The sequence below is a fragment of the [Flexibacter] sp. ATCC 35208 genome (genome assembly GCF_001975825.1).
In the GTDB taxonomy this organism is placed as follows: Bacteria; Bacteroidota; Bacteroidia; order Chitinophagales; family Chitinophagaceae; genus Chitinophaga.
In genome coordinates this window covers 40989-56291 of record NZ_MTKN01000053.1, presented here as the reverse complement: position 1 = coordinate 56291, position 15303 = coordinate 40989, and the positions used below count along the sequence as shown (strand labels likewise).

Genomic DNA, 15303 nt, shown 5'->3' with positions numbered 1-15303 from the left:
AAGTATAAACAACTTCATAATCAGTTATGGACAATAGGGACTGTTGCTCAGGCCCGGAAATCAACGGTTACGGATTCTTTATTATTGCAGCAGACCAACCATCATGTTTCATTATACCCAAATCCTTTCACGTCAACTTTTAATATAGCGATTGATAAAACTGAGGAAGTAAAACGTATTATTATATTCGACCTTGCAGGCAGGCAGCTTGAAACGGTTAAACGTACTTCGGTTTCAAGCCTGATGTCAATGGGCGCTTCCTTGAAAACCGGTACTTATATAATTCGGGTAGAAGCCGCAAAATGGGTAAAAACATTCAAGGTTGTTAAGATAAATTAGTTCAAAATAATATTGATATGATTATTCGTATGATGAAATATTGGCTTTGTGGAGTCGCTTTCTTCCTGTGTTCAATTAGTAATAACTATGCCCAGAAAAAGGCACCGGATCCATATGGCCCGGTGCCAACAGAAAATCAAATGAGATGGCAGGAGATGAAATACTATGCTTTTGTCCATTTCTCCTTAAATACTTATACGGATCAATCATGGGGATTTGGCAATGAGGATGTAAAGTTATTTAATCCGTTGAAACTGGATTGTCGCCAATGGGCCCGAATATGCAGGGATGCCGGTATGAAAGGAATTATCCTTACGGTAAAGCATCACTGCGGTTTTTGTCTCTGGCCATCTAAATACACGGAGTATTCTGTGAAAAATGCGCCATGGAAAAATGGCCATGGCGATGTGGTGCGGGAATTGGCAGATGCCTGTAGAGAATACGGCTTAAAACTGGGTATCTATCTATCACCCTGGGATAGAAATAGCCCCGATTATGGAAAGCCGGAGTATATCACTTACTTCCGGAATCAGCTGACAGAACTCCTCACTAACTACGGACCGATTTTCGAGGTATGGTTTGACGGCGCCAATGGTGGTTCAGGATACTATGGCGGCGCTAATGAAACACGCACAATTGACCGCACTACCTATTATGACTGGCAGAATACTTATAAGCTGATCCGCAGGCTACAACCTGACTGCGTAATATGGAATGACGGTGGTGACAGGGCCGATCTACGCTGGGTCGGTACTGAAGGTGGCTTAGTGGGCGAAACGAACTGGAGTTTGCTAAATGCCAAAGGCGAGGTGGAATGGAATATGTTGCATCATGGTCTGGAAAATGGGGATTCCTGGGTGCCCGCCGAAGTCAATACTTCCATCAGACCAGAATGGTTCTATCATCCACATGAAGATAGCCAGGTAAAAACGGTGCCGCAATTAATGGAAACGTACTACAATTCCATCGGACGCAATGGCACATTACTGCTTAATTTCCCGATTATGCCCAATGGGCTGATTCATCCAAACGATGAAAAAGCAGCACTCGGATTGGCCAGGGCTGTAAAGGAAGCATTTGCTGTGAACCTGGCTGCAAATAAGAAGGCGAGTGCCTCCAATGTTCGCGGAAATGCCAATGAGTTTGGCCCCGATAAGTCTATTGATAATATCAACGATACTTATTGGGCCACTGATGATGATGTGACTAACGCGTCGCTAACGATAGATTTTGGTAAACCAACCACGTTCAACCGTTTCCTGGTACAGGAATATATCCGGTTAGGACAACGCGTGAAAGCCTTCACTGTAGAGGCCCTTGTTGATGGACATTGGATGCAGCTGGCTAAAGCTACGACCATCGGGTATAAGCGTATCCTTCGTTTTCCGGCGATAAAGGCAACAGCGGTTCGGTTAAATATTACTGGTTCGAAAAGCTGCCCTGTCATTTCCAATATCGGCATTTACAATGCACCGCAAATCCTTGCTGCTCCTTCTATTACCAGAAATCAATCTGGTGAAGTAACCATCACTCCGGCGGATATGGAGTCGGTTATTTACTACACGTTGGCTAGCGGGCAGCCTACTTCAAAATCAAAAAAATACACGGGTCCCTTTCCTTCAGAGGGGAAGTTGGAAATAAGTGCTATTGCCTATGAACCAGCTACTGGTAAAAGTAGTCCTGTGTCCCGGGAAAAATTTGATATTTCCCGGAAGAACTGGAGAATTGTCGGACTAGCCGATGAAAAGGCAAACCTGATCCTGGATGGAAATCCATCTACTGCGTGGCATCAAAGCAAGGATGAAAAAATGCCCATTGATCTGGTTCTCGATTTGGGAGGTGAGCAAAAGCTATGTGGGTTCAAATATCTGCCAGACCAGGGAAATACCACGGGTGCAATTGCAAAATATCAATTTTTTGTTTCGCCCGATAATACGGAGTGGAAGCTGGTAGATGAAGGAGAGTTTCCAAATATAAAAAACAACCCTTTGTGGCAAACGAGAAGCTTTACACCGATAAATGCCCGTTATATAAAACTCCGCGCAGTGCGTGAGGTGAATGGTAATAATGATGCCGGATATGCGGAAGTAGACGTGATCACAAAATAAATCTGGTAAGCCTTATCCGCTTGCCAGGGTGGGGGAGAACCGCACCTGGGTTTATGAGGACAATAATTTTAGAATTAGATTTATGATTTACAGATTTCTTGTTTTAGCAATTGGGGTAATTATACTCACCTTAACAGGTAATTTTTACCTGTCAGCACAGCATCGAACGGAGGGAACTCCTGTAAAAAGGGCGAGGATAAATTTTGATGAAGACTGGCAGTTTCACAAAGGCGACATTGCTATAAAGCGTGCTGTAAAAGCCGGAAAGCAGGGAGGCTTAAGTGACGCTAATGTAAAAGTAGTGACTGTGGAGGAAGCCGTTATTGCTTATACCGATAAGAATAAGGTGGCAGATTATAAGCCTGGTGACTGGATGAATGTAAACCTGCCACACGACTGGTTGGTGGGGGAGCCCTTTGTGCACGATGATAACATTGGCAGTCAGCCTGCCGGTAATGGTTACCGGCCAGCAGGTATAGGTTTTTACAGGAAAGAGTTTGAGATACCGGAAGGAGATGAAGGAAAGATGATCTCAATTGATTTTGATGGTATTTTCCGTAACAGTACGGTTTGGGTGAACGGTCATCTTATGGGCAATCATGAAAGTGGTTACCTACCTTCCACTTACGATCTTACAGATGTGCTGCGATACGGGACGGAAGGAAAGAATGTAATACTGGTGAAGGTGGATGCAACAGATTTTGAAGGATGGTGGTATGAGGGCTGTGGTATTTACAGGCATGTTTGGCTGACTAAAACCGCGAAACTGCATGTTGACCAGTATGGTACTCATATTACAACGCCCATTGTTACCACTCAGAAAGCAACCGTGAGTATCGGCACTACGTTGCAAAATGATGATAATGTCGATAGGAAATTTACACTCGTTTCAAAAATTTTAGCTAAAAACGGGACGGTGCTGAACACTCAAAGCAACTCCCTGTCAATACCCAAACACAGTAAGCTAACTATAAAGCAGCAGGCTAATGTAGTAAGACCGCAGCTCTGGTCACCGGAAACGCCCTCTCTTTACAAAGTGAAAACTGAAATTGTTGAAAATGGCATTGCCGTTGATGATTATGAAACCACGTTTGGCATAAGAACAGTGGAGATTACCACAAATGGCTTTTTCCTTAATGGAAAGCTTTATCCTATAAAAGGCACTGCCAATCATCAGGATTTTGCTGGTGTGGGTGTGGCATTGCCTGATAAATTAAACGCGTATAAGCTGAAGCTTTTAAAAGAAATGGGTAGTAATGGCTACCGTTGCGCTCATCATCCGCCTACACCTGAGCTACTCGATATCTGTGATAGCATCGGCATGTTGGTTTTAGATGAAAACCGGTTATTGTCATCAAGTGCACAAGGGAAAGAGGATTTAACAACTATGATCCGCCGCGACCGTAATCATCCTTCGGTATTTATGTGGAACCTGGAAAATGAGGAGTCCCTGGAAGGTAATGTAACAGGGAGAAGAATACTTGAATCACTTGTGGAAGTAGCACATGAGTTAGATGATACGCGACCCGTGTCGGCAGCCATGAACCACGGTTGGAATGAAGGCGGATATAGCGATGTGCTGGATGTAGTAGGCTATAACTATGGTCAAAGGGGAATGCAGTACGTGAAAGACCATCTTCAATATCCCAGGCGTAAAATGTTTGTTACCGAGTCTACCAGCTATGTTTCCACCCGGGGCGAATATGAAGATAATGGAGGGTTAGGTTATGTTTCCAACTTTGGATTGGGGATAGGATGGGGGCTGCAACCTGGTCAGGATTGGAAACACATTGTTCAGTACCCGTTCTTAGGGGGCACTTTTGTATGGACAGGATTTGACTACCGCGGAGAGCCCACTCCTTATGGGTGGCCCTGTGTTAGCTCCCATTTTGGTATTATGGATTTATGCGGTTTTCCGAAAGACGGATATTATGCCTACAAGGCTGCCTGGACAGACACACCTTTGGTACATGTCTTCCCACATTGGAACTGGCCTGGAAAAGTAGGACAAAAAATAAAGATCAGGGGATACAGCAATTGTGAAGAAGTAGCGCTATTTGTTAACGGGGAAAGTGTGGGTAGGATGAAAGCCGTACCATTTGAATATTTTGAGTGGGAAGTAGTTTATCACCCCGGGAGTCTTGAGGCAAGGGGCTACAATAACGGCCAGCAAGTAGCCAGTCAGCTGATAGAAACAACTACAGCTCCCGAAAAATTGACATTGGCAAGCGATGTAGATTATTTAAAGGCTGATGGCTGTGATGTTGCGGTTGTAAATGTAGCCATTAGAGATAGCATCGGAAGGGTGGTACCTACAGCTAATAATTATGTTCAATTTTTTGTTGAAGGACCCGGCAAGATCATTGGAACCGGTAATGGCGATCCAAGCTGCCACGACCCGGAGAATACAAATCAGCGAAGAGCATTCAACGGCTATTGCCAGGTATTGGTGCAATCAGGTAAAGCCGCAGGAGAAATACGCTTAAAGGCTATTTCAGAAACTCTCCCGGGATCGACAGTAACTATAAAGGTGCAATAGTTATATAATTTCTTTTAAAAACGGCTAAAGAGACATAGGGATGATTAAAATAAACAGAATAGTGGTTGCATTTTATGTAATGATTTTTGTATTGCCGGTATGTGCTCTTTCACAAACCACTTATTATGTTTCATCCAATGGTAGCGATACTAATACAGGAACCCCACAGCAGCCATTTTTGTCTATTACGAAAGCCCTTGCGGCGGCCCGGACAACCCAGGGGCAAGTGATCATCAGGCTTTTTGGGGGTACTTATTACCTGGAAAGCCCTATTGTTTTTACGCCGGCAGATTCCAGGGGAGATGGTGAAATCCTCACTATAACCAATGTTGAAAATGAAACGGTCACTATCAGCGGGGGAGTACGGTTGCAAAACCTTCGGTGGAGAAAATATAAAGGTGGTGTTTGGCAAACCAGGGTAGGGCCAGACCATATTTTTGACCAGCTATTCGTTAATCGCCGCTTACAACATATGGCCCGTTATCCTGATTATGACTCGTCGGCCCGCTTCCTGGGGGGGACTGCAGCCGATGCTTTAAGCAAGGAAAGAACTGCCCGTTGGCAAAATCCTGGTGGGGGTTATGTACATGCGCTCCACCGCTCGGAATGGGGTGATTTTCATTATCTGATCAAAGGGAAGGATAGCCTGGGCGAACTTATGCTTGAGGGCGGATGGCAGAATAACAGGCGTATGGGCATGCATCCCGTCCACCGTTTTGTAGAGAACATTTTTGAGGAACTGGATTCACCCGGGGAATGGTACTACGATAAGCAAAGCGGTTTGTTATATTATTATCCACCAGAAGGGCTTGATATAAAGACCGCAACGTTTGAAACACCCCGGATTCGTCATCTCATTGAATTCAAAGGAACCGAAGCTGCACCCGTGAAGAATATTCGAATTAGTGGACTTACGCTCATGCATACGCTGCGCACTTTCATGGAGAACAAAGAACCATTGTTGCGAAGTGATTGGACTATTTACCGCGGAGGGGCCGTTCTCTTTACCGGAGCGATTCATTGCGGGATAGCTGACTGTGTAATCAGGGATGTAGGAGGCAATGCCATCTTCTTTAACAATTATAACCGGTATTGCGAGGTTTCAGGCTGTTTGATTTCCGACATTGGCGCCAGTGCTGTATGTTTTGTGGGCGACCCTGCCGCGGTACGTTCACCCAGATTTGAGTATAACGAATTTGTTCCATTGGAAGAGATGGACCGCTCTCCCGGGCCCAGCACCAATAATTATCCGGCATCATGCAGTGTATACAATAACCTGCTATTTAACCTTGGTATGGTTGAAAAACAATCAGCCGGCATTGAGCTGTCAATGTGCCGACATATTACTGCGAGCCATAATACTATTTATGACGTTCCGCGTGCCGGTATAAATGTTAGTGAAGGAACCTGGGGCGGGCATGAGATCGCCTATAATGATGTATTCAATACAGTTAAAGAAAGCGGCGATCATGGCTCTTTTAATTCCTGGGGGCGGGACCGGTACTGGCACCCGGATAAGAAGAAACTTGACTCTATTGTGGCTACCAACTTTGATCTTGTACTATTGGATGTAGTAGACCCTATTTTGCTACATCATAACCGCATGCGTTGCGATCACGGTTGGGATATCGATCTGGACGATGGCTCCAGCAATTACCGGATCTATGATAATCTTTGTTTAAACGGCGGCATAAAACTTAGAGAAGGCGTGAACAGGGTAGTAGAAAATAATATTATGGTTAATAACACCTTTCATCCGCATGTGTGGTTTGACAACAGCAACGATGTTTCTAAACATAATGTTGTTGCTACCGGTTACCTGCCTATTGGCATTAAGGTATGGGGGCAGGAGGTCGACTATAATGTCTTTCCGGATTCAGTTTCGCTGAAAGCGGCCTGGGAAAGGGGGACAGATAGACATTCTGTATGCGTTCCGCTTGATTTTCAGCATCCGGAACAAGGCGATTTCAGGCTAAAGGATGGTTCAAAAGCTTTTGAAATAGGTTTTAAAAACTTTCCAATGGATAGTTTTGGCGTTGTTTCTCCTAAGCTGAAGGCACTGGCAAAAAAGATTCCCCTGCCGTCAATTGTAGCAGTAAATTATGCAGATGGGGATGAAGCCATTGAATTTATGGGCGCGAAGGTAAAGACCCTGCGTACGCTGGGGGAGCGGTCTGCCACGGGCATGGATGAAACAAGGGGAGCGTTGGTCGTATCGGTTATGCCAGGTACTGCCGCAGCAAAATTACTACAGCCCAATGATGTCATTCTCTATTTGAATGGGAAAAGAATTGACAATGTCGGGGATCTAAGGGAAGCCTTGATGAGGGTGATTGGTACAAGTACTGACATAGCAATTTTTCGAAATCAGAAAGAAATCAGGAAGTCGTTGTTCTTTTTTAAATAACCTTCTTATCATAAATCCAATATTAGATTTAGTCATAGTTAAATAGTGATTCCAGTAACAGCGAGCAGAACTTTGGCATTAATGAAAGCATTTTAACCTGGCTGGTCTTTCATCCAATAAATTACTAACAGAATTGAAAAAAAATATTGTCCTGCAATCTTTGTTGACTAAAAAAATATATTACCTTCGCAAAAACCTTATTACTTTTCTTATAGATGATGACACACTGAGAACCCGTAAAACAGGGTAATCCATCCTGTTGAAAACTAGCCCATTACATGGAAAATATTTCAAGAGAGTTTGTTCCTTGGATATCAGGTGGCTTCACCTTTCCATAGTTTCATAAGCAAGTTGAACTTTAGGTGAATAAGAAAAATAAGCAGCAACAACAAACCGGCAAAAAATACCTGCAATAGTCGAGGGCGGGACGTGGAGGGTTAACACTCCATGCATGCTGGTGAGTACATTTCATTTTAAAGCACTATAGAGGCGCCCGTAAAGGCATATTTAGTATCCAATGAAGGTACTGAAGGAGCAATGGCGTGAACAAGATAGCAATTACCTTACAACCTGCAAATGCTGCCACAATAATGGCGCAAAAATCAAAATCAATGAAATTCTTTCGGAAAAATTAAAATCAATCAAATCACTTTTCAACCAATTTAATCTAATAGATAAAGAAGCAGATAGGTCAACATAAGAAAACCAACAAGGAGTGTGCGAATAATGATACAGGGGGCACCCTCTGTCGGGCTTTTTATTTCCATTGACAAGCCACCGCCAATAATACACTTCTGCAATCCTGAATTAATTTATCAGATATCTAAACCACTGTATACAACTATAGCAGACAAACCATGAAGCGTTAGTACCGCACCCATAGCAATTTGTCCCAGCTTATAAAAATCCAAAAGCGCGCCAACTACATTTTATCACACTAAAACGATGCAATACTGATTAGAATTATTAATGCCTCCACCACCACCGATTTCTTTATATAAGCTACAGCAGCATTGCCGTATTGTGTAAAACAATGTGGCGTATAACCATTTTATTTCAACTAAAATCTAAAAGGATTTATGATGAGCAAAACAATGAATTTTGCCAGGTTACTTGTCATTGTCATAATGTTAGTGGGTATATTTCCCCCAAATATTATTCGGGCACAGCAACGAAGTAGTATTACTGGAATAGTAACAGATTATAACGGCGTACCGATTCCTGGGGCAAGCGTCAAATTGAAGGGTACAAAGGTATTTGCGATTGTCGGAGCGGATGGGAGGTTCAATTTGGGATTACCCAATAATAATACTTCTGACGAGATTGAAGTTAAATCATTAGGTTTTGAAACCTATTCCCAAAAAATAACTAACACTGAAGGCAACGTTCAAATTCGTTTAAAAACAACTTCCGGAATACTGGGCGAAGTGATTGTAGTCGCTTACGGTACCTCCACCAAAAAGCTGGTGACAGGCGCTTTGGCTACCGTGAATGGAAACGAACTTGCCGACAAACCCTTTACCTCTCCTGATAAGACATTGCAGGGTGCCGTTGCGGGCCTGCAAATCACTTCTTCCTCCGGTGCACCCGGCTCTAATACAGATGTTCGTTTGCGTGGTATCGGTTCTATTAATGCAAGTTCCAGCCCATTATGGGTAATTGATGGCGCCATCGCTACTTCTGGTGATCTTACTTCTCAAACTACAACAGCTAATGCGTTAAGTAGTTTGAACCCGGATGATATTGAAACCATCACCGTTTTGAAAGATGCAAGTGCTACTACACTATATGGATCAAGGGCTGCAAATGGAGTTATTATTGTGACCACCAAAAAAGGGAAGGCAGGAAAAAGCCAGATTAACTTTAGTGGAACATGGGGGGCTAATTCAAATGCCTTTTGGAATAATAACAACAGGCCTATGACAACGTCGGAATACATGAAGGCATTCAGCCAGGCAATTATCAATGGCGGAGAGGCATCCGATGCAGATGAAGCAAAATCAGTCATGGTCGATAATTACGGGGTAGATTCTACAGTGAATACCAATTGGCGTGACGTGGTTTACCAGACAGGCCTGCAAAGCCAATATAACCTGAGTTTGTCCGGCGGGAACGACAAAACACAATATTACGCGTCCAGCGGATATTTTAACCAGGAGGGAGCAACTATTGCTTCCCATTTCAAGAGGTATAATGGCGCTTTATCAATAAATTCAAAGGTAAATGAACGTCTTTCTTTTAGTACCAACATCAATGGTACCTACTCTGAACAAAGAACACCTTCCAATAGTGGCTATTTTTCGAATCCGGCAGGGAACATTTATTTTGCCCTTCCGTGGTATTCTACGCGGAATGCAGATGGGTCTTTTAACTACGGATCAGCAAACGATTATGGTGGCGGAAACGGGAATTTCCCACTTATTGCAGGAGACAATTATAATCCACTTATCATAGCCGCATGGGATAAAAATTCTGCTAAGACTGCAAACTTCAGAGGAGCCGTTTCGGGTGAATATAAAATCCTGCCTAACCTGAAATTCACTTCGAGATTCAGCGGGGAATATTTCTATATTCATGAATATAAATATTACAACCCATTTTACGGAGATGGTTATGCGACTGAAAATCCAGGAAGAGTTACGATCTATAATACAAACATTTTTGACTGGACATTTAATAACCTGCTGAACTATCATGCCAACCTGAATTACAATAAAGATTTTACTATAGATGTAACGGTAGGTCAGGAAGCCTATAAGTACAACAGAAGCTATGATAATTCAAGTGCATCAGGTTTGCCTTTAAATCTGAAACTTACCAATGCGGTGAACGCAGCCAATCCGTTATCCTTTACAAGTGGTACAGGTTACAACGCTACAAATTCTTATTTATCTAATGCCATATTCAGTTTCAGAGATAAATATATCCTTTCCGGCAGCTATCGGTTAGACGGATCTTCCGTTTTTGGTGAGAATCATCGCTGGGGTAGCTTTTTCTCTGTCGGCGCATCCTGGAATGTGAGTGAAGAAACTGCTCTTAAAGATATTAACTGGCTGAACCTGCTGAAGCTAAGAATTTCCTATGGTGAAAACGGGAACTCTTTAGGCTTCGGAAACTATCAATCCATCGGCACATATGGCTATGGCTATAACTATGGAGGAGATGTAGGAAGTGCACCCACAAATGTGAAAAATGAAGATCTGACCTGGGAGAAAAACAAGAATGCTGATATAGGTCTTGACTGGGCATTTTTTGGCAATAGGTTAGCCGGTACAATTGATCTTTACCACCGAAAAACCAGCAACCTGTTGGTGACAGTTCCATTGTCCTACACCACCGGGTATAGTGGCGGCGAATTAATGAATGTAGGCGCCATGACAAACCGTGGTATCGAATTTACCATTACAGGAACACCGGTTAAGACAAAAGATTTTACCTGGGATGTATCGTTTAATATTGCTCACAACCGCAACAGGGTGAATAAACTGTATGGAGGAAATCCTATATCCAATGGCAGTTTTATGATTGCAGAAGGACACGATGTACAGGAATATTATTTAAGAAACTGGGCTGGTGTTGACAAAGAGAATGGTAATCCTATGTGGTACACAAATGCTGCGGATACTGCCACCACCAGTACAATATCAAAAGTTAGTAAAGACTTTACCGGAAAATCAGCATCACCTAAATGGTTTGGCGGATTTACGAATACATTTACTTACAAGCAATTCTCTTTGTCAGGTACCTTTTCCTACAATTTCGGGAATTATTTGTTTGACACTTATGCAACTTACTATAATAGTGATGGGGCATATTATGGTTCAGAAGGACAATCGAACCGGCAGTTGCAGGCATGGACTCCTGAAAATACCAACACCAATGTACCAAAATTGTCCACAACCAATTCTACATCCTCCTATGCATCCTCTACAAGATATTTGTATAAAGGAAATTATATACGGTTAAGAAACGTGCAATTCACTTACTCAGTTCCTGCCTCCTTATTAAAGCATTTAAGGGTCGCTAATGTTTCTGCCTATGTAAATGCAACCAATTTCTGGACATTTGGAACAGATAAGTACCTGCCGTTTGATCCGGAACAGGGCATTAAAAATGTGGCCAACCTGAATGCTCCAGCTGTCAAAACAATCGTCGGTGGAGTGAAAATAGGTTTCTAACAAATTTTATTAATTATTGACAAATCACCATCATAATGAAAATATTTAAATCCAGATATTTAAGATTTGTACTTCAGCTAATAACAGTTTCTGCGTTGATGGCATCCTGTTCGAAAAATTTCATTGAAAGGCTTCCCGAAGATGCTGTTTCAACTTCAGAGGCCATCACAGACAAAAGTTCCATGCAGAGCGCATTAAATGGCGCCTATGCAGAACTGAGAGCCCTGGGCCTCTATGGGGCTGATTTGCCGATTATAGGAGATCTGCTGGCAGATAATAGCTTTGTGCAAACAGGTAATACAGGCAGGTTCCTGACCATTTATCAGTACACATTTATTAGTGATGATAGTTATTATTCTACCATCTGGAATAATGCTTACACAGCTATTCTACGTGCAAACAACATCATCAATGCTTCACCCTCAGGAGATCAGGCAGCGATTGACGAACTTAAATCACAGGCTTATGCTATCAGAGCCCTGGTGTACTTTAAGCTGATCAATATTTATGCACGTAATTATGAAGATACTTCCGGCTTAGGGGTCCCGATTGTGTTGGAGGACAATCCTGCAAATAAACCAAAAAGAAGTTCAATCGGGCAGGTATATAATCAGATAGAAAGCGATTTACAGGCAGCACTCTCTAACATCGGAGATTATACCAGCTCAATTACAATCAGTAAATATGCAGTTGAAGCATTGTTAGCTAAAACTTATTTTTACTCCAGGCAATATGATAAAGCATTAACTACAGCTAAAGACGTAATCGATAATTCGGGTTTTACCCTGACATCTTCTTCATCTGCCTATGCATCTTTCTGGGCAAATGCAGCAGCGAAAACGGACAAGGTAGAGGTACTGTTTGAAGTAGATGCCGACGCTACAAATAATAATGGGTCCAGCGATTTAGCACGCCTATATAATAATGGATATAACGATATTTATTGCGATTCAACATTTTATCGTTCTTTTTCTGAAACAGATGAAAGGCGTACCCTGCTGCTGGAGGGAACTACAAAGGTTGGGAAGAGCGCTTATGTTGTCAATAAATATCCCAATGGCGGAAATACGGACAGAGATAATATCAAAGTCATCCGTTTAGCAGAAGTTTATTTGATTGCGTCTGAATCAGCCGCCCGTTTGGAACAAAATAGCGTTGCTTTGGAGTATTTGAATACACTTGCCCGGAACAGGGATCAAAGTTTAACTGCATATTCTTTAAGCGGCCAGCCACTGATTGATACAATCATCGATGAAAGGCGTAAAGAACTGGCTTTTGAAGGAGATCGTATCTTTGATTTGAACAGGTTGGGATTAACTGTGGTACGAAGAATCAACCAGGGAGGGCTTTCTGTAACCAGTAGTTACCTTTCTGTTGCTTATGCAGATTTTAGAAGAATTGCGCCTATCCCTTATACTGAAATAAAAGCCAATTCCAATTTAGCAGATGAGCAGAATCCTTCGTACTAATGGTATTGACGTTTTTGTGTAAAATGTAATAGGGATACCTACCATAACAGGAAAGCCGGAGATTCTGTCTCCGGCTTTCCTGTTATGGTTGCCAAACCTTGAAAATAATTCCCTATCTTAGGTAAATAACCCATATCAACCTTACAATTATGAATTCCCGTCGTGTCTTTTTACAAAACCTTGCCATGGCTTCTATTGCCATTCCATTTACCAATTTCAAGCTGTACGAAGAGAAACCCCTTCGTGTCGCCATCTGTGGGCTGGGAGGGTACGGCTCCCGCGTTGCCGAAGCCATCCAATCCTGCTCGCGCGTCAAACTCGTCGGGGTCATCAGTGGCACGCCTTCAAAGATCAAAGCATGGCAGGCCAAATACAATATTCCGGAGAAGAATTGCTATAACTATGAGAACTTTGACGAGATCAAAAATAACCCTGATATAGACGCTGTGTACGTCATTACACCTAATGCCCTACATCATGACCAGGTCATCCGCGTTGCAAAAGCAGGTAAACATGCGATTTGTGAAAAGCCAATGGCACTTAATGCAAAAGAAGGGCAGGAAATGATAGATGCCTGTAAAAAGGCCAATGTAAAGCTCCTGGTAGGTTATCGTATGCACTTTGAACCCAATACGCTCGAAGTCATCAGAATGCGAAATAACGGCGATTTCGGCAAGATTCTCTTTTTTCAGGGCCTTTGTGGATTTAAGATCGGGGATCCCAGCCAATGGCGCCTTAATAAACAATTAGCCGGCGGAGGATCAATCATGGATATCGGCATCTATGCCATCAATGGCGCAAGATATATGACAGGCGAGGACCCTGTGTGGGTAACGGCACAGGAAACCAAAACAGACCATGTAAAATTTAAAGAAGGTGTAGACGAAACGATCCAGTTTCAATTCGGCTTTCCCAGTGGCGCTACCGCCTCCTGTCTGTCTACTTATGCGATGAACAACCTGGACAAGTTCTTCCTGAACGGAGATAAAGGCTTTGCTGAAATGCAGCCCTCTACTAACTACGGACCCATTAAAGGACGTACTAACAAAGGAGAATTAACCAAACCCCATACCATTCACCAGGCAGTTCAAATGGATGAAATGGCCGCCATTATTTTTGATAACAAACAACCCATCGTGCCTGTCAATGGCGAAGAAGCCGTTAAAGACCTGAAGATTATAGATGCTATTTATGAGGCAGCACGTACGGGCAAAAAGGTAAACCTGCATCTATGATCAGATGAATCATTATATTCCAGCGGAAGTGCAGGAGGGGGCAAGAATCAGGGTGGCCATTCAACAGAAGACCAACCGGGTAAAAGCCTGGAAACTTTTATTTATTCTACCCCTCTCACCTTCATCCTCAACGTATACACCCCCTCTGACGCTGTTATAAACAATAGCTTCCTATCTTTCCCTCCAAAACACACATTCCCCGTCCAGCTCTTCGAAACCGGTATATTCCCCAGTTTTTTACCTGTGTTATCATACACCGTCACCCCATTTCCGGTTATATACAAATTTCCCTCACTATCCAGCGTCATCCCATCAGAACCCTGCGGCACAAACTCCTGCTTATTTGCCAAACTCCCATCCGCATTGATCTCAAATCTATAAGTCTTATTCGCTGCTATATCCGCCACATACAAATACTTTCCATCTGGGGTGCCAACTATCCCATTCGGTTTTACGACACCATCTTCCACTATTATCGGTTTACTTTCTCCTTTACGCAAATAATATACCTTCTGTCCGGCAATATCAGGCTGTTTTCGATCCCAATATTCTCTTTGATAATACGGATCAGTAAAGTAAATCCCACCTTTGGGATCAATCCATAAATCATTCGGCCCATTTAACCGCTTGCCTTCAAATTGACTCAGTAACACGGTTACTTTTTTATCAGGGCTAATAGACCAAAGCTCATCCTTTTCATCTGCACATGCAATCAGGTTACCTTTTTGATCAAAATACAAACCATTGGAACGCCCGGTCTTATCCATAAATAAAGTGAGTCTCCCTTTCGTATCATACTTCCATATTTTATCATTCGGTTGGTCAGTGAAATAAATATCTCCTTTCTTATTCACCGCCGGACCTTCTGAAAAAGCAAATGTTGCAGGGAGTTTTATTAGTTGAGCACCAGGCGCGACTACACTGATCTGGGCGGTTACCTGGGTCGAAATCAAACAAAAAGTAATTAAAGCGTGGATGCTGTTCATATAATTATTTTTCTCTTCCCCAAAATAAGTAAAAGAACTTTA

8 protein-coding genes are annotated in these 15303 nt (G+C 42.7%); 7 read left to right on the top strand and 1 reads right to left on the bottom strand.

Going from position 1 to position 15303, the window contains the following annotated elements:
• The 7 genes from BW716_RS26475 to BW716_RS26445 form a co-directional block, all read left to right on the top strand.
• Positions 1-339, top strand: a 339-nt coding sequence (locus tag BW716_RS26475) for a T9SS type A sorting domain-containing protein (RefSeq protein WP_083727787.1), incomplete at its 5' end; no start/stop codon positions are given.
• Positions 340-356: 17 nt separating this feature from the next.
• Entirely contained in the window at positions 357-2447 is a 2091-nt protein-coding gene (locus tag BW716_RS26470) for an alpha-L-fucosidase (RefSeq protein ID WP_235643953.1), read from the top strand.
• An 82-nt stretch (positions 2448-2529) separates the two neighbouring features.
• Positions 2530-4986 carry a beta-galactosidase GalA gene (gene galA / locus BW716_RS26465; protein WP_083727783.1) on the top strand — a complete coding sequence of 819 codons (2457 nt, stop codon included), beginning with the start codon at positions 2530-2532 and terminating at the stop codon, positions 4984-4986.
• Positions 4987-5026: 40 nt separating this feature from the next.
• Entirely contained in the window at positions 5027-7393 is a 2367-nt protein-coding gene (locus BW716_RS26460; RefSeq protein WP_083727781.1) for a right-handed parallel beta-helix repeat-containing protein, read from the top strand.
• A gap of 1079 nt (positions 7394-8472) precedes the next feature.
• On the top strand, positions 8473-11571 hold the full coding sequence (locus tag BW716_RS26455; RefSeq protein WP_083727779.1) for a SusC/RagA family TonB-linked outer membrane protein: 3099 nt from the start codon (positions 8473-8475) through the stop codon (positions 11569-11571).
• Positions 11572-11606: 35 nt separating this feature from the next.
• Positions 11607-13040: a RagB/SusD family nutrient uptake outer membrane protein gene (locus BW716_RS26450; RefSeq protein WP_083727777.1), complete on the top strand. Its 1434-nt coding sequence runs from the start codon at positions 11607-11609 to the stop codon at positions 13038-13040.
• 149 nt (positions 13041-13189) lie between these two features.
• Positions 13190-14275 (top strand): Gfo/Idh/MocA family protein, encoded by a 1086-nt coding sequence (locus tag BW716_RS26445; RefSeq protein WP_083727776.1) that lies wholly within the window; start codon positions 13190-13192, stop codon positions 14273-14275.
• 101 nt (positions 14276-14376) lie between these two features.
• Here the strand turns inward: BW716_RS26445 and BW716_RS26440 are convergent, their stop codons facing one another.
• Positions 14377-15261, bottom strand: coding sequence for an SMP-30/gluconolactonase/LRE family protein (locus BW716_RS26440; RefSeq protein WP_083727774.1), 885 nt, complete (start codon positions 15259-15261; stop codon positions 14377-14379).
• Between the last annotated feature and the right edge of the window lie 42 nt (positions 15262-15303).